The sequence below is a fragment of the Klebsiella variicola genome (assembly GCF_000828055.2).
GTDB lineage: Bacteria > Pseudomonadota > Gammaproteobacteria > Enterobacterales > Enterobacteriaceae > Klebsiella > Klebsiella variicola.
Map to the genome: position 1 here is coordinate 1540118 of NZ_CP010523.2, position 19532 is coordinate 1559649.

Here is a 19532-nt window from a genome sequence, read left to right on the forward strand (position 1 = left end):
AGTTTCGCCATGGACAGGGCGCCCCATTCCCCGCATGACGCCGTATTTAAACACCTGTTGTCGCACCGGGCGACGGCAAAGGACTTCCTTGACATTCATCTCCCCGGACCGCTGCGCGCGTTATGCAACCTGAATACGCTGCAACTGGAATCCGGGAGCTTTATTGACGATGAGCTACGAGCGAGTCATTCCGATATCCTTTACTCGCTGCAAACGCAGGCGGGGGAGGGCTATATCTATCTGTTGATTGAGCACCAAAGCTCGGCGGACCGCCATATGGCCTTTCGCCTGATGCGCTATGCCATCGCCGCGATGCAACGTCATCTGGATAAGGGGCATACGCAGCTGCCGCTGGTTATCCCCCTGCTGTTTTATCATGGCCGCGTTTCGCCCTGGCCGTACCCGATGTGCTGGCTGGCAGGCTTTGCCGATCCGGACGTTGCGCGGCGGATCTATGGTGATGATTTTCCCTTAATCGATATCACCACCACCCCGGATGATGAAATCATGCGCCACCGGCGCGTGGCGATGCTGGAGCTGCTGCAGAAGCATATCCGCCAGCGCGACATGATGGACCTGCACGAGCAGCTGGTCAGCCTGTTAGCACTGGGATACACTAGCCGCAGGCAGCTAAAGACGCTGTTGCACTATTTATTACAGGCAGGAAACGCCGCCGATCCGGTCGCTTTTTTGCGCCATCTTGCGCAAAGCGTTCCCCGGCGGTCGCACAAGGAGACGCTCATGAATATTGCCCAGTTTCTGGAACAACGCGGCCATCAGCAAGGGTTAAAGCAAGGTCTGCAACAAGGTCTGCAACAAGGTCTGGAGCAAGGTGAGCAGCAGACCGCGGAGCGTATTGCCCGGGCGATGCTCGCTAGCGGACTCGACCTGTCGCTGGTGGCGAAACTGACCGGCCTCGCCCCGGAATGTCTGGCCCGGCTGCAGCATTAATTATTCCCTTATCCACCCGCGCCGCGCCGATCGTGCGGCGTCAGTTCTCTGTTTTCGTCAATGTGTCAGCGTTAATCATAATAAACATGAATATTCATGGCGCTGAACGGGCGGTTCGTTATTCCGACAACGCCCGATGCCATAAAAAAACGCAACTGGTTACACTCTTGTGAAAATTCATTTCGCCAGGTCATTGATTCCTGACGGGTGCGCAGTAGAATTTTCAGGTTTTTTCGGGACTTCTTTGATTTTAATTTTCTGGATAGAGTAAATAATGAAAAAAAGCATTTTTATGGCGCTGGCTGGCGTCATGCTGGTTTCTTCCGCGGCCCATGCGATCAGCGTTACCGGTGAAGCAGGCGAGCATTACACCAATCTTGGCGTCGGGTTTGGCACGGAGTCTACCGGCCTGGCCGTTTCCGGTAACTGGCTGCATAGCGATAACGACGGCGACGCCGCGGGTTTAGGCCTGGGGCTCAATATTCCGCTGGGGCCGTTCCTCGCGACTGTGGGCGGTAAAGGCGTATACACCAACCCGAAACAGGGCGATGAAGGTTATGCAGCAGCGGTCGGCGGCGGCCTGCAGTGGAAAATTGGCGACAGCTTCCGCCTGTACGGCGACTACTACTACTCGCCGGATTCCCTCTCCAGCGGCATTGACAGCTATCAGGAAGCTAATGTCGGCGCCAGCTGGACCATCATGCGTCCGCTCAGCATCCAGGCAGGCTATCGCTATCTGAACCTGGCGGGTAAAGATGGCAACCGCGATAACACCATCGCCGACGGTCCGTACATCGGCGCCAGCGCCAGCTTCTAATCTCCTCCGGCGCGGTATCTTCTTGCCGCGCCAGATTTTCCTCCTCGTCAGCATCCCGCTTTGCGTTATAGTATTTGCCACCTGGCAGGCAAGGAGTGAGCAATGTTGAATGTGGAAATGCTGTCCACTGGCGATGAAGTGTTGCATGGTCAAATCGTTGATACCAATGCGGCATGGCTGGCGGATTTCTTTTTTAATCAGGGGTTACCGTTAACGCGCCGCCATACCGTTGGCGACGATCTTGATGCGCTGGTGGCGATTCTGCGCGAACGCAGCGAACAGGCGGATGTGCTGATCGTTAACGGCGGCCTTGGGCCGACCAGCGACGATCTGAGCGCGCTGGCCGCCGCCACCGCGAAAGGCGAAGGGCTTATTTTGCATCCGGAGTGGCTGGAAACCATGACCCGTTTCTTTGCCGAGCGCGGCCGGCCGATGGCGGAAAGTAACCGCAAGCAGGCGGAAATCCCCGCCAGCGCCGAGATGATCAATAACCCGGTCGGCACGGCCTGTGGCTTTGCCGTTCAGCTCAACCGCTGCCTGATGTTTTTCACCCCCGGTGTACCTTCTGAATTTAAGGTGATGGTCGAGCAGGAGATTTTACCGCGTCTGCGTCAGCGCTTTACGCTGCCGGAACCGCCGGTATGCCTGCGTTTGACCACCTTTGGCCGCTCGGAGAGCGAGCTGGCGCAAAGCCTCAATCCGCTGACGTTACCGCCTGGCGTGGTGATGGGTTACCGTTCGTCGATGCCGATTATCGAACTCAAGCTAACCGGACCGGCTGACCAGCGCGACGCCATGCTGGCCCTGTGGCCGGAAGTCCGCAAGGTGGCTGGCGACAGTCTGATTTTCGAAGGCACGGAAGGGTTACCGGCGCAGATTGCGCGCTGCCTGCAGGAGCGGCAGCTGAGCCTGACGCTCAGCGAGCAGTTTACCGGCGGCCTGCTGGCGCTGCAGCTGTCCCGCGCCGGCGCGCCGCTGCTGGCCAGCGAAGTGGTTCCGGCGCAGGAGGAGACGCTGGCGCAGGCGGCTCGCTGGGCGGCCGAGCGGCGAATAAACCATTTTGCCGGCCTGGCCCTGGCGGTGAGCGGCCAGGAGAACGATCATCTTAACGTGGCCCTGGCCACCCCGGACGGCACCTTCGCGCTGCGCGTGAAGTTTAGCGTCACCCGCCACAGCCTGGCGGTACGCCAGGAAGTCTGCGCCATGATGGCATTAAATATGCTGCGTCGCTGGCTGAATGGTCAACCGCTGGCCAGCGAACATGGCTGGATTAACGTGGTGGATTCCCTCTCGCTGTAAGTCGTTTCCTCCGGCGCGCGGGCTTCTCCCGGGCGCCGGTTGTCCAGCCTGTTGTACTCTCCTGAAAAAATTCTGTGCGTTAAGTCGCAATAATCTGCAGCGGATGGTCCAGCATACGGGAAAACGATTGCCCCGCGATATCGCTCACACTTTACCGCCCGCACAATCGCAACACTGATTCCAGTATTCAGGATTGGAGTCCAGTATGTTGGAATCAACAAAAGTCCCGGCGCTGACCCGCGCGATTGAGATCCTCAATTTAATCAGCCGGATTGGTCCCTGCAGCGCAGCCACCATCATTGCCGAACTGGGGATCCCGAAAAGCACGGTTTATCTGCTGCTGGGCGAGCTAAAAAAGCAGCGCTTCATCAGTATGGATAATCAGGATAACTACTGCCTGTGGACCAAGCTGGTGGAGCTGGCCGGGCAGGCGCTGAGCAAAATGGATCTGCGCGAGCTGGCGCGTCCGCGCCTCACCCGACTGATGGATGAGTGCGGCCTGCTTTGTCATCTGGGCATCATCGATCAGGGTAACGCCTACTACATTCTTAAAATTGAGTCTCCCGCCACCATTAGCGTGCGTTCGCACGAAGGCAAGAGCCTGTCGCTTTATCGCTCCGGGATCGGCAAATGTTTGCTGGCCTGGCAGCCCGCCAGCGTTCAGGCGTCGATTATCGACGACCTGCAGTGGGAGCGGGCCACGCCAACGACCATCACCGATGCTCAACAGCTGCGGGAGGAGCTGGGGCGCATTCGCGCTCGGGGCTGGAGCTTTGATAATGGCGAGGACTATCCGGATGTGCGCTGCGTGGCCGCCCCGGTATTTAACGCCAATAACGACCTGACCGCCGCCATCTCGGTGGTGGGCACCCGTCTGCAAATCAATGAAGACAATCGCGATTATCTGGCCGGTAAGGCGATTGCCTGCGCGAAAGATATTTCCCGTCTGCTGGGGTGGAAAAGCCCCTTCGAACAACTCGCCTCATCATAAGGAGAACATCATGACCCTACCGAAAATTAAACACGTCCGCGCCTGGTTTACCGGCGGCGCCACAGCAGAGCAGGGCGCCGGCGGCGGTGATTACCACGACCAGGGGGCTAACCACTGGATTGACGATCATATCGCCACCCCGATGAGCAAATATAAAGAGTATGAGCAGTCCCGCCAGTCTTTTGGCATCAACGTGCTGGGCACGCTGATTGTGGAAGTGGAAGCCGACAACGGACAGACCGGCTTTGCGGTGTCGACGGCCGGGGAGATGGGCTGCTTTATCGTGGAAAAACATCTCAACCGCTTTATCGAAGGCAAATGCGTCAGCGATATCAAACTGATCCATGACCAGATGCTTAACGCCACCCTTTACTACGCGGGATCCGGCGGCCTGGTAATGAATACCCTCTCCTGTGTCGACCTGGCGCTGTGGGATCTGTTCGGGAAAGTGGTTGGCCTGCCGGTCTACAAACTGTTGGGCGGGGCGGTGCGCGACGAAATCCAGTTCTATGCCACCGGCGCGCGTCCGGACCTGGCGCAGGAGATGGGCTTTATCGGCGGCAAAATGCCCACCCACTGGGGGCCGCACGATGGCGACGCCGGGATCCGCAAAGACGTCGCCATGGTGGCGGATATGCGTGAAAAGTGCGGCCCGGATTTCTGGTTAATGTTGGACTGCTGGATGAGCCAGGACGTTAACTATGCCACCAAACTTGCCCATGCCTGCGCCCCTTATAACCTCAAGTGGATCGAAGAGTGCCTGCCGCCGCAGCAGTATGAAGGCTATCGCGAGCTGAAGCGCCAGGCGCCGGCCGGGATGATGGTGACCAGCGGCGAGCACCACGGCACACTGCAGTCCTTCCGCACCCTGTCGGAAACCGGCATCGATATTATGCAGCCCGACGTCGGCTGGTGCGGCGGCTTAACCACCCTGGTGGAGATCGCGGCCATTGCCAAAGCGCGCGGGCAGCTGGTGGTGCCCCACGGCTCGTCGGTTTACTCCCATCATGCGGTGATCACCTTCACCAACACGCCGTTCAGCGAGTTTCTGATGACCAGCCCGGACTGCGCCACGCTGCGTCCGCAGTTCGACCCGATCCTGCTCGGCGAGCCGGTGCCGGAGAGAGGGCGCATTCATAAATCGGTCCTGGATAAACCCGGCTTTGGCGTCGAGCTCAATCGCGACTGCAACCTGAAGCGTCCTTATCAACACTGATTGCGTCGGGCTGCCCGGCGGCCCGCGCCTGAGGATATTATGATGAGCAACACTCTGCTGGAGAGCGTGGTGAAGAAAAACCGCGCCCGCTTAATCCCCTTTATGCTGGCGCTGTACGTGCTGGCGTTTCTTGACCGTTCGAATATCGGTTTCGCCAAAGAGACCTACCAACTGGATACCGGGCTCAGCAATGAGGCCTACGCGCTGGGGGCGGGGATTTTCTTTGTGGTCTATGCCTTCCTCGGGGTGCCGGCCAATCTGCTGATGCGCAAATTTGGCGCCAGAAAATGGATCGGCTGCACCACGCTGCTGTGGGGCGTGCTGTCGGCGGCGATGGCGTGGGCGGATACGGAAGCGAAATTCCTGCTGGTACGTACCCTGCTGGGCGCGGCGGAGGCGGGATTCTTTCCCGGAATGATCTACCTCACTTCACAGTGGTTTCCTCAGCAAAACCGCGCCAGCATTATGGGGCTGTTTTATATGGGGGCGCCGCTGGCCCTGACGCTGGGATCGCCTTTATCCGGTGCGCTGCTGGAGATGCATGGGTTGATGGGCCATCCCGGCTGGTTCTGGATGTTTGTCATTGAAGGCCTGCTCGCCGTTGCCGCGGGAGCGTTCACCTTCTTCTGGCTGGACGATTCGCCGCAGCATGCCCGCTTCCTGAGCATAGAGGAGAAACAGGCGCTGATCGGCGAGCTGGCGCGCGAGGAGGAGAAAAAGATTGCCTCGCGCCTGTCCGATGCGCTGCGTAACGGGCGGGTCTGGCAGCTGGCGCTGATTTATCTGACCATTCAGGTGGCGGTCTATGGTCTGATTTTCTTCCTGCCCACCCAGGTTGCTGCGCTGCTGGGCACCAAAGTTGGCTTCGTTGCCTCGGTGGTGACGGCTATCCCGTGGGTGGCAGCGCTGTTTGGCACCTGGCTTATCCCTCGCTACTCCGATCGCACCGGCGAGCGGCGCAATATTGCCGCCCTGACGCTGCTGGCGGCGGCGGTCGGGATTGCGGTGTCCGGACTGGTGGCGCCGGTGCTGGCTATCATCGCGCTGTGCGTGGCGGCGGTTGGGGTGATTGCCGTGCAGCCGGTCTTCTGGACGATGCCGACGCAGCTGCTGTCCGGCACGGCCCTGGCCGCCGGGATTGGCTTTGTTAACCTGTTTGGCGCCATCGGCGGCTTTCTGGCGCCGATCGTGCGCGTGCAGGCCGAAACTTTGTTCGCCAGCAGCGCCGCCGGACTGTTAACCCTGGCCGGCGTCGCCATTGTCGGGGTGGTCATTATCTTTTCATTGAGCCTTACCCGCGCGGTACCCCAGCGCGGCAGCGTACAGCATTGAATAAAGGAATCGCTATGAACGCACTGTTATCTAACCCCTTCAAACGGGGATTATTACGCGGTGAGACGCAAATCGGCCTGTGGCTGAGCTCCACCTCCTCCTACATGGCCGAGATCGCCGCGACCTCGGGATACGACTGGCTGCTGATCGACGGAGAGCATGCGCCGAACACCATTCAGGACCTTTATCATCAGCTGCAGGCGATTGCCCCCTACGCCAGCCAGCCGGTCATTCGTCCGGTCGAGGGCAACCGCAGCCTGATAAAACAGGTGCTGGATATTGGCGCCAGAACGTTGCTGGTGCCGATGGTCGATACCGCCGAGCAGGCGCGGGAGGTGGTCTCAGCGACCCGTTATCCGCCCATCGGTAGCCGCGGTGTTGGCGCTGGCGTGGCGAGAGCGGCGCGCTGGGGAAGGATAGAGAATTATATGGCGGAGGCGAATGACGAACTCTGTCTGCTGATACAGGTCGAGAGCCGAACCGCGCTGGAGAATCTGGACGCGATTCTTGAGGTGGACGGCATTGACGGGGTGTTTATCGGTCCGGCGGATCTTTCCGCCTCACTGGGTCACCCGGACGATGCCGGCCATCCTGACGTGCTGCGGGTGATCGAGCAGAGCATCCGGCGCATTCGCGCGGCGGGGAAAGCGGCCGGATTTCTGGCGGTCGACCCGGCGATGGCAGAAAAATGTCTTGCCTGGGGGGCCAACTTCGTGGCGGTCGGGGTGGACACCATGCTGTATACCCAGGCGCTGGACCGCCGGCTGGCGATGTTCAAACCCACCTGCGCCCAGCCGCAGGAGAAAGCGAGCTATTAACTATTGATGGCGGAGGCTGGCGCTGGGCTCAGGCGAGCGCTTGCGCCAGTACCGTCAGCGGATGCTCGCAGCGTTTGCGGGTGGACATCTCAATCTGCCACTTGCAGGTCTCGCAGTCGGTCACGACGATGTCGGCGCCGCTCTCCTCAATCTGGCGGAACAGCGGGGCGCCGATAGCCTGGGATACCGCATAATTCTCAGTTTTAAACCCGTAGGTGCCCGCGATGCCGCAGCACTGTGAATCCAGCACCTCCAGCTGCAGGCCGGGGATCAGCCGCAGCAGCTCGAGGGTATACAGCGACCAGCCCATCTTTTCCATATGACACGGGGTGTGATAGACCACCTTCAGCGGCAGCCGGCGCAGCGGTAGCGTCTTGCCGGCATCCAGCTGTTTCCAGATCCAGCGGGTGGCCAGCTCGACCCGATCGCGAAGATCGCTGTTGTCGACATCGAGGAGATGAGGGTATTCATCACGTAGCGTAAAGGTGCAGGTCGAGGAGGTGGCAATGATCGGCAGCGTGTTTTCCCGCATCGCAGCGACGTTACTCTGCGCCTGTTTACGCGCCTTGTCGAAAAAGCCGTTGGCGATCAGCGGCACGCCGCAGCATTTTTCCTTCGATAACAACTGCACGCCGGTACCCAGCGCGTTGACGACGCGGATCAGATCCTTACCCAGCTGCGGATGGTTATAGTTGACGTAGCAGCCATGAAAGAAGACCACCTGCTCAGGATACTCCGCCTGTCTGGCCGCGAGCTGGCGGTAAGCGCGGCGGAAGGTGCCGAAGCCATATTTCGGCAGCGTACGCCGGTGGTCGATTTTAAGCGCCGCGTCGAGGAGGCGGCGCACCGGTTTTAAACCGGTCGTGGCGTTGACCAGGGGGGCAAAGGGAGTGGAAAGGGTGCCCATCAGGTCGGTATGGCTGAGGATGGCGTCGCGCAGGGTCGGCTTTTGCTGGCCGTACTGTGCCCGGGCGCGCTGAATGATATCGCCAATTTTCACATCCGACGGGCAGGCAACCTCGCAGCGCTTGCAGTTAATGCAGTACTTCAGCGCCTCGTCGTACAGCGCGCCATCCTTCAGACGCAGACGTTCGCCGTCCGGCCCCGCCTGTTTCGGGCCGGGATAGCGTGGATTGACCCGACTTACCGGGCAGGTGGTGGTACAGACCGTGCACTTAATGCAGCTTTCAAAACGGGTATCGTTCATGGCCGACCTCCGGCAAGGGCGTGGATCTGTCTGGCGGCGTGCAGCGCGGTGACGGCGCAGACGCCGCCGCCACAGCCGAGCTGAATGGCATCGAACCCGCCGAGCAATGAGCCGATGGCAAACAGATTATGGAACGGCTGCCCGCCCAGCACGGGGCGCAGCAGGGCATCGGTTTTCACGCCGAACCGCTGCCACGGTTGTGAGGCGAAGAAATCGCGCTGGTACCAGCTTTCCCGTGGCAGGGTCTGCTGCAGATCGAGGCCGAGGATCGGCTCGCGCACGCTATCGCGAGTGGCGACAAGACCGTTGCTGAAAAAGCTGCCGCTGGCCAGCACGGTGAAACGCGGACGCAGCGCGACATCGCCGTGATTTCGCGTCCTGACGGCCTCGACGGCGCCCTGCTGATGGCTGATTTTCACCACTTCATCGCCAGCAAGCCAGGTGCCGCCCTCACGAATGAACTGGCGTTGCAGCTGAGAATGTAAACGCATCCCCGGCACCGAAGGCGGCAGCGTCGGCAGCAGACGCAGCGGGCAGGGCAGGCGCGTCTGCAGCCAGCGGTACAGGCGATCGTCAGCGAGGCCAAAACAGGCGGGCATGATCAGCAGGTCATGCTGCTGCGCCAGCGGCAGCAGCGCCGCATGCAGGGCCGGCCATAGATTCTCATCATCCAGTACGCGGGCGATATTGGCGGCGCGAAACTCGGTGGGGTTGTCACGCAGCACATCCAGCAGCGGTAACTCGATTTCCACCGCCGCGGCGGTAACTCCGTGTTGACCGAGCGCGGCGGCGGCGAGATGTGGCTGAAAATCAGCAAAACCGCTAATCCCTACCAGGCATACGTGTTGCTGCGCGAAGGGTGCCAGCGGAACCTCTTCCGGCGACAGCCACGCCGGTCGCAACGTCCCCAGCGGCGTCACCCGCAGATGAGGTTGGCGCGCTTCGCCTTGCATGTTCGCGCCGCAGGCGGCCAGCAGGGCTTCGGTCTGTGTCGCGTATTCGAGTACCGCCCCGGCGCCGAGCCGGGAATAAGGGTGTTCAGGAAGCTGTTCAGCGAGTTGCTGCAGACCTTGTGCGACGTCAGTAACGTTATCGCCGTTGGGCAGCGCCGAGAGCAGGTCTAACGACGCGGAGGAAAAATGCAGCGCGCTCTGCCCGCGGCTGATAATGACGCTGCGCAGGCCGTACTGATTCAGCGCCAGCCCGCACAACAGGCCGGCGAGCCCGCCGCCGACAATTGCGCAATCAAACTTCATCCTGGTGCTCCTGTGGCAGTCCGCACAGGCCGAGGTAGACCCAGCGGGTAAATTCGCTTTCGCGCAGTGCATCGCCCCAGGCGATGGGCTGAACGCCCTTCCAGCGTTCATTGAGAAACGCCGAGAGCTGGGTTAATGACTGCGCGGGGGTGGTGACGTTAAAGCGCTGCAACAGTCCGGCAGCGCGGCAGGCGCAGAGTTCCCCCTGGCAGGTGCCCATGCCAATCCGGGTGCGGCGGCGCAGGTCGAGGAGGGTGTTGACCGCCAGATTTTCCACCGCGTATTTCACTTCGCCAGCGGTAACGGCTTCGCATTCGCAGACCAGGCTACGGTGCTGGCGGCTGTCGCCAAGCCAGGCCGGAGTGCGATCGCCGTGACGGTAGACGGCCGAGCCGCGCAGCGGGGTGGGGAGGGAGATAATTTTTTGCAGGGTACTTTCCGTTGGCTCCTGTGAACCGGGCAGCGGGGTCTCGGCCGTGCTACAGGGGGTGGTGTTTCCCAGCTTACGACAGACGGCGTCGGTGGCCCACTCGGCCATCAGGCGATAGGTCATCAGCTTGCCGCCGGTGATAGTAATGAAGCCTTCCATACCGTCACGCTGGGCATGGTCGAGCAGGACGATGCCGCGGCTGACGCTGCGCCCGCTGGGATCGTTATCGCTGGCCACCAGCGGGCGGACGCCGGAGTAGGCGCGGAGGATCCGGGTGCGGCCCATGATCGGCGCCAGCTTTTCGCCTTCGCGCAGCAGGGTATCGACTTCCGCCGTCGTTACCCGGTTGTCGTCAATGTCGTCATAAGGAATATGCATTGAGGTGGTGCCGATCAGCGAGATGGTATCCCCGGGCACCAGAATATCGGCGTCGGCCGGCTTACGGCAGCGGTTGATCACCAGGTTGTTAATCCGGTGGTCGAGGATCAACAGCGATCCCTTCGCCGGGAACATGGTGATGCGCAGGTCGGCATATTCCGCAATGCGCTGCCCCCAGATCCCGGCGGCGTTAACCACCACCCCGGCGTACAGCGTGCGGGCCTGGTGAAGTTGACGGTCATATACCTGGACGCCGCAGACGCGATCGCCCTGGCGCAGCAGGCCTGTTACTTCGCAGCCGGTAAGGATCTGCGCGCCGTGTTCGCGGGCGTCGAGCATATTGGCTGCGGTGAGGCGAAACGGGTCGATGGTGCCGTCCGGGACCTGCACTGCGCCCAGCAGCGTCGGGTTGACGGCGGGCTCCTGGCGCAGCGCGTCCTGCGGCGAGAGCGGCGTGGCCTCTATGCCAGCCTGCTGACAGGCGTCGATAAAGGTTTGCTGCCAGGCCATGTCATCTTCAGGCAGGGTGATAAACAGCCCATTGGTCGGTTCAATGCAGTGGCGGGCGATGCGGCGCAGGATGCGGTTCTCACTGATGCATTCGCGGGCGGATTCGTTGTCGGTCACCGCATAGCGGGCGCCGCTGTGCAGCAGTCCATGATTACGGCCGGTGGCCCCGGTGGCGATATCATGGCGCTCAATGAGCAGCGTGCGTAATCCGCGCCGGGCGCAGTCGCGGGCGATACCGGCGCCGGTTGCTCCGCCGCCGATGATAATGACCTCGCTATCAAGACGTCCCGTCATCTTCAGCTCCTCTGCTTTCGTTTAACGCCATTTAGCCACAATTCATAAGGTTATTGTTTGATTTCGAGCATATTCGCGCGTTATTTGAGCGTGTTATGTGATTTCGTGCTCACATTAGAACGTTTTGTCATATTTCTGTAACAAATTGTGCGATGTTTCACAGTATCAACTCTACGTATTGCCTACCATCGCGACCATATTTGAAGTTGGTGATTAATCTGGGATTTTGTCGTGACGTCAGTAGAAAACCGCAAGGGCCACGGAGGCTGATATGTTAAGTATTTTTAAACCCGCCGCGCATAAAGCGCGTTTGCCAGCAGCGGAGATCGACCCGCTGTATCGTCGATTACGCTGGCAGATTTTCATTGGCATCTTTTTTGGTTATGCCGCTTACTATCTGGTTCGTAAGAACTTTGCCCTGGCGATGCCTTATCTGATTGAGCAGGGCTTCTCCCGTGGCGACCTCGGTTTCGCCCTTTCCGGCATCTCCATCGCCTACGGATTTTCGAAATTCATCATGGGCTCGGTCTCTGACCGCTCGAATCCGCGCATTTTCCTGCCGGCCGGCTTGATCCTCGCCGCGCTGGTGATGCTGGTGATGGGCTTTGTACCGTGGGCGACTTCCAGCATCATGATCATGTTCGTATTGCTGTTTCTTTGCGGATGGTTCCAGGGGATGGGCTGGCCGCCGTGCGGCCGGACCATGGTGCACTGGTGGTCGCAGAAAGAGCGCGGTGGGATTGTCTCGGTGTGGAACTGCGCGCATAACGTCGGCGGCGGTATTCCGCCGCTGCTGTTCCTGCTGGGGATGGCGTGGTTTAACGACTGGCACGCGGCGCTGTATATGCCGGCTTTCGGCGCGATCCTGCTGGCGATTTTTGCCTTCGCGATGATGCGCGATACCCCGCAGTCCTGCGGTCTGCCGCCGATCGAAGAGTATAAAAACGACTATCCGGATGACTATAGTGAAAAGCACGAAGAAGAGCTGACGGCGAAGCAGATCTTTATGCAGTACATTCTGCCGAACAAGCTGCTGTGGTACATCGCTATCGCTAACGTCTTCGTTTATCTGCTGCGCTACGGCATTCTCGACTGGTCGCCGACCTACCTGAAAGAGGTCAAACACTTCGCGCTCGATAAATCCTCCTGGGCCTACTTCCTCTATGAGTACGCGGGGATCCCGGGCACGCTGCTGTGCGGCTGGATGTCGGACAAAGTGTTTAAAGGCAACCGCGGCGCGACCGGCGTGTTCTTTATGACCCTGGTGACCATCGCCACTGTCGTTTACTGGCTCAATCCGCCGGGCAATCCGGGCGTCGATATGGCCTGTATGATTATTATCGGCTTCCTGATCTACGGCCCGGTGATGCTGATCGGTCTGCATGCCCTCGAGCTGGCGCCGAAAAAAGCCGCCGGTACCGCCGCGGGCTTCACCGGCCTGTTTGGCTATCTTGGCGGTTCCGTGGCGGCGAGCGCCATCGTTGGCTACACCGTCGATTTCTTCGGCTGGGACGGCGGCTTCATGGTGATGATCGGCGGCAGCGTGCTGGCGGTTATCCTGCTGGTTATCGTGATGCTTGGCGAGCGTCGTCATCATCAACAACTGAAACAAGCCTAAGGAGCGACGATGAACATGAAACTCACCGCGCTAATGAGCGGCATGATTTTGGCCAGTTCGGCACTGTGCTTCAGCGCTGTCGCAGCGGAGAAAATGGTCATCGCCCACCGCGGCGCCAGCGGGTATCTGCCGGAACATACCCTGCCGGCGAAAGCGATGGCTTACGCTCAGGGGGCGGATTACCTTGAGCAAGATCTGGTGATGACCAAAGACGACCGGCTGGTGGTGTTACACGACCATTATCTCGATCGGGTGACTGACGTTGCGCAGCGTTTCCCGCAGCGGGCGCGTAAAGATGGCCGTTTCTACGCCATCGACTTTACCCTGGCCGAGATTAAGTCGTTGAAGTTTACCGAAGGTTTTGAGCCGAAAAATGGTAAGAACGTCCAAACCTATCCCGGGCGTTTCCCGATGGGCAAATCCGATTTTCGCATTCATACCTTTGAAGAAGAGATTGAGTTTGTCCAGGGGCTGAACCATTCGACGGGTAAAAATATCGGTATCTACCCGGAAATCAAAGCGCCGTGGTTCCACCATCAGGAAGGCAAAGATATTGCTGCCAGTACCCTGAAAGTGCTGAAGGAATATGGCTACACCAGCAAGCAGGATAAGGTTTATCTGCAGTGCTTTGACGCCAACGAGCTCAAACGTATCAAAAATGAGCTGGAACCGAAGATGGGCATGGATCTCAATCTGGTGCAGCTCATCGCCTATACCGACTGGAATGAAACCCAGCAGAAACAGGCAGATGGCAAATGGGTGAACTACAGCTACGACTGGATGTTCCAGCCGGGTGCGATGGCGCAGATTGCGCAGTACGCCGACGGTATTGGCCCGGATTACCATATGCTGGTGGCGGAAGGCTCGAAGCCGGGCGCGGTGAAGCTGACGGCGATGGTGAAAGAGGCGCATGCCAGCCATCTGCAGGTGCATCCGTACACCGTGCGTGCGGATCAGCTGCCGGAGTACGCCACTAACGTTAATCAGCTCTATGACCTGCTGTATCACCAGGCGGGCGTCGACGGCTTGTTTACCGATTTCCCGGATAAAGCGGTGCAGTTTCTGAACGCTAAACGCTAAAAAAGCCGGGTGGCGGCTACGCCTTACCCGGGCTACGGTCTGTGCGGCCTGCCTTTAATTTATTCACCATGCTGGCTGAAACTGCCGGTGTTGGTGGCCTCAAAATCGCTGAGACGTTCCCGGCAGGCCGGGGCAGCCCGCATGGATGCGGGCTGAGGGCCGTGATTTGCAGGGACGCTGCCTCGGCCCGACCCGAAGCCTGCAGGGATAAGTCGAAGGCACCACGAAGTGGCGATTTTGGCGGCCAGAGCCCGGGAGTACAGAGGGCGGCGGCGACTGGCCGCCCTCTGTGCGCTCCCTGCGCCACGGAAAACATATTGCATAAAAATTAACCGGGAGCGCAATATCCTCTGAAGCGACACGCGATAAACGTTTTTCTCAAGCGAAAAAGTTGCAAACCGATAACAGTATCTACGAACTGCGGTTTTGTAGGTCAGGTAAGCGTAGCGCCACCTGACAAGACTACATCTCGATCTCAATATCGCCTTTCGCCCGGCAGCAGCAGGGCAAAATTTCCCCCGGCTGGATAAAGGCCAGCGGCTCGGTCAGCCAGTCAACCTGGCCGGAAACCAGACGCGTGCGGCAGGAACCGCAATAGCCTTCGCGGCACTGATATTCCACATCGATATTATGCGACTCCAGCGCCGCCAGCAGGGAAGGGTGTTCATCCTGACACTCAAGGCGAGTGTCAGAGATTTTCAGGAAAATCCGCTTCATTACAGCTGGAAGTTGCTCAGGTCGTCGGCATCGACTTCAGAATCGATCTGGCCGACGAGATACGAGCTGACTTCCACTTCCTGCGGCGCCACCTGGACGTTATCGGAGACCAGCCAGGTGTTGATCCATGGGATTGGGTTGGAGCGGGTCTGGAATGGCAGATCAAGGCCCACTGCCTGCATGCGGATATTGGTGATGTACTCGACGTACTGGCAGAGAATATCTTTGTTCAGGCCGATCATCGAGCCGTCGCGGAACAGATAGTCCGCCCACTCTTTCTCCTGCTGCGCCGCCAGCACGAACAGGTCATAGCACTCCTGCTTGCACTCTTCGGCGATTTCCGCCATCTCCGGATCGTCGCTGCCGGAGCGCAGCAGGTTCAACATATGCTGGGTGCCGGTCAGGTGCAGCGCTTCATCGCGAGCGATCAGGCGGATAATTTTGGCGTTACCTTCCATCAGCTTGCGCTCGGCGAAAGCGAAGGAGCAGGCGAAGCTAACGTAGAAGCGGATCGCTTCCAGGGCGTTGACGCTCATCAGGCACAGATAGAGTTTCTTTTTCAGCTCGCGCAGATTCACGGTCACGGTTTTGCCGTTGACGGTGTGGGTGCCTTCGCCCAGCAGGTGCCAGTAGCTGGTCATTTCGATCAGCGAATCGTAATAGTGAGAGATGCCTTCCGCACGTTTCTGGATCTGCTCGTTGGTCACGATATCGTCGAACACGGTCGCCGGATCGTTGACGATGTTGCGGATGATATGGGTGTAGGAGCGCGAGTGGATGGTCTCGGAGAAGGCCCAGGTTTCCACCCAGGTTTCCAGCTCCGGGATGGAGATCAGCGGCAGCAGCGCGACGTTCGGGCTGCGGCCCTGGATGGAGTCGAGCAGCGTCTGGTACTTCAGGTTGCTGATGAAAATATGTTTTTCATGTTCCGGCAGCGCCTGGTAGTCGATGCGATCGCGGGAAACGTCAACCTCTTCCGGGCGCCAGAAGAAGGAGAGCTGCTTTTCAATCAGCTTTTCAAAGATGTCATATTTTTGCTGATCGTAGCGGGCCACGTTAACCGGCTGGCCAAAAAACATCGGTTCCAGCAGCTGATCGTTTTTCGTCTGTGAAAAAGTGGTGTATGCCATTGAAGTGAGTCCTGTTGAAATGTATTGCCCGGCGGTACTGCATTGGCCGGGCCTACACAATCGTAGGCCGGGTAAGCATCGCGCCACCCGGCAAAAATAACTTAGATCTTACAAGCGCCGCTTTCGCAGCCGTCGTCCTGGATGGACGGGGCCAGGTCATCCTGAGCGTCTTCTGCGCCATCACGGGTGTTGTGATAGTACAGCGTTTTGACACCGAATTTATAGGCGTTGAGCAGGTCTTTGAGCAACTGCTGCATCGGCACTTTTCCGGACGGGAAGCGCGTCGGATCGTAGTTGGTGTTGGCAGAGATCGACTGGTCGATAAACTTCTGCATGATACCCACCAGCTGCAGATAACCGTCGTTGTTCGGCATTTCCCACAGCAGCTCATAGGCGTTCTGCAGATTTTCGTAATCCGGCACCACCTGGCGCAGGATACCGTCCTTGGACGCTTTGATACTGACGTGGCCGCGCGGCGGCTCAATGCCGTTGGTGGCGTTGGAGATCTGCGACGAGGTCTCGGACGGCATCAGTGCGGAGAGCGTGGAGTTACGCAGACCGTGGGTTTTAATGGATTCGCGCAATGCTTCCCAGTCGAAGTGCAGAGATTCGCTGACGATGCCGTCCAGGTCTTTCTTATAGGTATCGATCGGCAGGATACCCTGCGCATAGGTGGTTTCATTGAACCACGGGCAGGCGCCCTGCTCGATAGCCAGCTCGTTGGAGGCCTTCAGCAGGTAGTACTGAATCGCTTCGAAGGTTTTGTGCGTCAGGTTGTTGGCGCTGCCGTCGGAGTAGCGTTTGCCATGCTTCGCCAGATAGTAAGCGAAGTTGATCACGCCGATGCCCAGCGTACGACGCCCCATCGCGCCGCGTTTGGCGGCCGGGATCGGGTAATCCTGATAGTCCAGCAGTGCATCCAGGGCACGCACCGCCAGCACCGCCAGCTCTTCCAGCTCGTCGAGGCTGTCAATCGCGCCAAGGTTGAAGGCCGACAGGGTGCACAGCGCGATTTCGCCGTTTTCGTCGTTGACGTCTTCCAGCGGTTTGGTCGGCAGGGCGATCTCCAGGCACAGGTTAGACTGACGCACCGGGGCGACTACCGGATCGAACGGGCTGTGGGTGTTGCAGTGGTCGACGTTCTGGATGTAGATGCGGCCGGTAGAGGCGCGTTCCTGCATCATCAGCGAGAACAGCTCAACGGCTTTAATACGCTGCTTGCGAATGCTGTCGTCCTGCTCGTACTGGGTGTACAGGCGCTCAAACTCGTCCTGATCGGCAAAGAAGGCGTCATACAGGCCCGGGACATCGGAAGGGCTGAACAGGGTAATGTCGCCGCCCTTCAGCAGACGGGTGTACATCAGCTTGTTGATCTGCACCCCGTAGTCCATATGACGAACGCGGTTGGCGTCGGTACCGCGGTTGTTTTTCAGCACCAGCAGGCTTTCCACTTCCAGATGCCACATTGGGTAGAAGAGGGTCGCCGCGCCGCCGCGAACGCCGCCCTGCGAGCAGGATTTCACCGCGGTCTGGAAATGTTTGTAGAACGGAATGCAACCGGTGTGGAAGGCTTCGCCGCCGCGGATCGGGCTGCCCAGCGCGCGAATGCGCCCGGCGTTGATGCCGATCCCGGCGCGCTGGGAAACGTATTTCACAATCGCGCTGGAGGTGGCGTTGATGGAATCCAGGCTGTCGCCGCACTCGATCAGCACGCAGGAGCTGAACTGACGGGTTGGGGTGCGCACGCCGGACATGATTGGCGTCGGCAGCGAGATTTTAAAGGTCGATACCGCGTCGTAGAAACGCTTAATGTAGTCCAGACGGGTTTCGCGCGGGTAGTTCGAGAACAGACACGCGGCGACCAGAATATAGAGGAACTGTGCGCTCTCATAAATTTCGCCGGTAACGCGGTTTTGTACCAGATACTTGCCTTCCAGCTGCTTAACGGCTGCGTAGGAGAAGTTCATGTCGCGCCAGTGGTCGAGGAAACCGTCCATCTGCTGGAACTCTTCTTCCGTGTAGTCTTCCAGCAGATGATGATCGTATTTACCCTTCTCGACCATCTTCACCACGTGATCGTAGAGCGCCGGCGGCTCAAACTGGCCGAAGGCTTTTTTACGCAAATGGAAAATCGCCAGACGCGCGGCGAGGTACTGGTAATCCGGCGCGTCGCGGGAGATCAAATCCGCGGCGGCTTTAATAATGGTTTCGTGGATGTCCGCGGTTTTGATGCCGTCATAGAACTGGATATGGGAGCGCAGCTCTACCTGGGAAATCGAAACGTTATTCAGTCCTTCTGCCGCCCAATCCAGTACGCGATGGATTTTGTCGAGATTGATGCGCTCGGTGGTCCCGTCGCGCTTTGTCACCAGCAGACTCTGATTCATGTGGATTTTACCTGTCCGTGAAAGAAAATATCCCCCGTTTATCCACAGAAGGCCGTTGTGACTAACTCTGTGGATAAATACTATATGTAGGGGGTTGTCGATAAAAGAAACGCTATATGGTGAGTATTTTAGTAAGGAATCTTTTGAGTACAAGGGTTGATTTTGACGTTAAATTGAGGTTGCGGAAGGGTAATAATCCGCAAGTCCACGTCGCATAAGGCCTGGAGAAGAAGTCAATAAAACAGAAAAAAAAATGAAAATTTGATCGAGTGCTGATTTCTTCATCGGAAGAAATAATCACGCGGCTTGATGCCGCGCAATCATCATAAGCGCAGGTGCTGACCTCAGTCCTGTTTGGCGGTCGTATGCAACATATAGTTAACATCAACCCCCGGCGCTAACTTGAAGGTGTTGGTCAGCGGATTGTAATGCAGACCGATGATATGCTGCTCTTTCAGAGTAGTCTGATCTACCCAGCTCAGCAGCTCGGCCGGTTTGATAAACTTCTTCACATCATGAGTGCCCTTAGGCACCATCTTCATGACATATTCCGCACCGACCACCGCCATCAGCCAGGCCTTGCCGTTGCGGTTGATGGTGGAGAAGAAGACCTGGCCGCCGGGCTTCACCAGCCGCGCGCAGGCATGTACCACCGACTGCGGGTCGGGCACGTGCTCCAGCATCTCCATGCAGGTCACGACGTCATACTGCTGCGGATGCTTCGCGGCATGTTCCTCAACCGTTTCCTGAACATAGTCCACCTGAATACCGCTCTCCAGGGCGTGCAGCTTCGCGACCTGCAGCGGTTCGGCACCCATGTCCAGTCCGGTGACCGTCGCACCTTCGCGCGCCATGCTCTCGGCGAGAATGCCGCCGCCGCAGCCGACATCGAGGACTTTTTTACCGAACAGGCCGCCGGAGCGTTCGGCGATATAACCCAGCCGCAGCGGGTTGATGCGGTGGAGCGGTTTGAACTCGCCCTCCAGATCCCACCAGCGCGAGGCGACGGCTTCGAATTTGGCGATTTCAGCATGATCGACGTTAGGGGCTACCGACGTTTTTTCGGCATTCATGGGCGCTTTTACTCCTTTTCTGTTCAGA

Annotated in this window: 16 protein-coding genes; 9 read left to right on the forward strand and 7 right to left on the reverse strand. The window is 58.8% G+C overall.

Annotated features, from left to right (window positions below):
* Positions 1-9: 9 nt before the first annotated feature.
* The 7 genes from SP68_RS07390 to yfaU all read left to right on the forward strand — a co-directional run bounded on the left by SP68_RS07390 (position 10) and on the right by yfaU (position 7424).
* A complete protein-coding gene (locus tag SP68_RS07390) occupies positions 10-951 on the forward strand; it encodes an Rpn family recombination-promoting nuclease/putative transposase (protein ID WP_040968757.1) in 942 nt (313 codons plus the stop codon).
* A 274-nt stretch (positions 952-1225) separates the two neighbouring features.
* Positions 1226-1768 carry a YfaZ family outer membrane protein gene (locus SP68_RS07395; RefSeq protein WP_004201712.1) on the forward strand — a complete coding sequence of 181 codons (543 nt, stop codon included), beginning with the start codon at positions 1226-1228 and terminating at the stop codon, positions 1766-1768.
* Between the two features lie 102 nt (positions 1769-1870).
* Positions 1871-3067: a nicotinamide mononucleotide deamidase-related protein YfaY gene (locus SP68_RS07400; protein WP_008803962.1), complete on the forward strand. Its 1197-nt coding sequence runs from the start codon at positions 1871-1873 to the stop codon at positions 3065-3067.
* Between the two features lie 205 nt (positions 3068-3272).
* A complete protein-coding gene (locus SP68_RS07405) occupies positions 3273-4058 on the forward strand; it encodes an IclR family transcriptional regulator (protein ID WP_008803963.1) in 786 nt (261 codons plus the stop codon).
* A 10-nt stretch (positions 4059-4068) separates the two neighbouring features.
* Positions 4069-5274 carry an L-rhamnonate dehydratase gene (rhmD, locus tag SP68_RS07410; RefSeq protein ID WP_008803964.1) on the forward strand — a complete coding sequence of 402 codons (1206 nt, stop codon included), beginning with the start codon at positions 4069-4071 and terminating at the stop codon, positions 5272-5274.
* Between the two features lie 42 nt (positions 5275-5316).
* Entirely contained in the window at positions 5317-6606 is a 1290-nt protein-coding gene (locus SP68_RS07415) for an MFS transporter (RefSeq protein ID WP_040968756.1), read from the forward strand.
* A gap of 14 nt (positions 6607-6620) precedes the next feature.
* Complete coding sequence (gene yfaU / locus SP68_RS07420) at positions 6621-7424, forward strand: 2-keto-3-deoxy-L-rhamnonate aldolase (RefSeq protein ID WP_022064820.1); 804 nt, start codon at positions 6621-6623, stop codon at positions 7422-7424.
* Between the two features lie 28 nt (positions 7425-7452).
* Here the strand turns inward: yfaU and glpC are convergent, their stop codons facing one another.
* Genes glpC through glpA form a run of 3 tightly spaced genes read right to left on the reverse strand, consistent with a single transcriptional unit; the run spans position 7453 to position 11499 of the window.
* The gene (gene glpC / locus SP68_RS07425; protein WP_022064821.1) at positions 7453-8631 is read right to left on the reverse strand and encodes an anaerobic glycerol-3-phosphate dehydrogenase subunit GlpC; all 1179 of its coding nucleotides are present in this window, start codon (positions 8629-8631) and stop codon (positions 7453-7455) included.
* On the reverse strand, positions 8628-9887 hold the full coding sequence (glpB, locus tag SP68_RS07430; protein ID WP_040968755.1) for a glycerol-3-phosphate dehydrogenase subunit GlpB: 1260 nt from the start codon (positions 9885-9887) through the stop codon (positions 8628-8630). Before glpB ends, glpC begins: the two co-directional genes overlap by 4 nt.
* Positions 9877-11499 (reverse strand): anaerobic glycerol-3-phosphate dehydrogenase subunit A, encoded by a 1623-nt coding sequence (gene glpA, locus SP68_RS07435; protein ID WP_022064823.1) that lies wholly within the window; start codon positions 11497-11499, stop codon positions 9877-9879. Before glpA ends, glpB begins: the two co-directional genes overlap by 11 nt.
* 271 nt (positions 11500-11770) lie before the next feature.
* Here glpA and glpT point away from each other — a divergent pair, with 271 nt between their 5' ends.
* On the forward strand, positions 11771-13117 hold the full coding sequence (glpT, locus tag SP68_RS07440; RefSeq protein WP_002913019.1) for a glycerol-3-phosphate transporter: 1347 nt from the start codon (positions 11771-11773) through the stop codon (positions 13115-13117).
* Positions 13118-13126: 9 nt separating this feature from the next.
* Positions 13127-14197, forward strand: coding sequence for a glycerophosphodiester phosphodiesterase (gene glpQ / locus SP68_RS07445; RefSeq protein WP_022064825.1), 1071 nt, complete (start codon positions 13127-13129; stop codon positions 14195-14197).
* A 462-nt stretch (positions 14198-14659) separates the two neighbouring features.
* On the opposite strand, the gene yfaE is transcribed toward glpQ, so the two are convergent.
* The 4 genes from yfaE to ubiG all read right to left on the reverse strand — a co-directional run bounded on the left by yfaE (position 14660) and on the right by ubiG (position 19504).
* Positions 14660-14914 carry a class I ribonucleotide reductase maintenance protein YfaE gene (yfaE, locus tag SP68_RS07450; protein WP_002913017.1) on the reverse strand — a complete coding sequence of 85 codons (255 nt, stop codon included), beginning with the start codon at positions 14912-14914 and terminating at the stop codon, positions 14660-14662.
* Complete coding sequence (nrdB, locus tag SP68_RS07455) at positions 14914-16044, reverse strand: class Ia ribonucleoside-diphosphate reductase subunit beta (RefSeq protein WP_004140835.1); 1131 nt, start codon at positions 16042-16044, stop codon at positions 14914-14916. The genes yfaE and nrdB overlap by 1 nt, the downstream gene beginning before the upstream one ends.
* Before the next feature lie 101 nt (positions 16045-16145).
* Entirely contained in the window at positions 16146-18431 is a 2286-nt protein-coding gene (nrdA, locus tag SP68_RS07460; protein WP_008803972.1) for a class 1a ribonucleoside-diphosphate reductase subunit alpha, read from the reverse strand.
* A 344-nt stretch (positions 18432-18775) separates the two neighbouring features.
* Positions 18776-19504 carry a bifunctional 2-polyprenyl-6-hydroxyphenol methylase/3-demethylubiquinol 3-O-methyltransferase UbiG gene (gene ubiG / locus SP68_RS07465; RefSeq protein ID WP_008803973.1) on the reverse strand — a complete coding sequence of 243 codons (729 nt, stop codon included), beginning with the start codon at positions 19502-19504 and terminating at the stop codon, positions 18776-18778.
* Positions 19505-19532 lie beyond the last annotated feature (28 nt).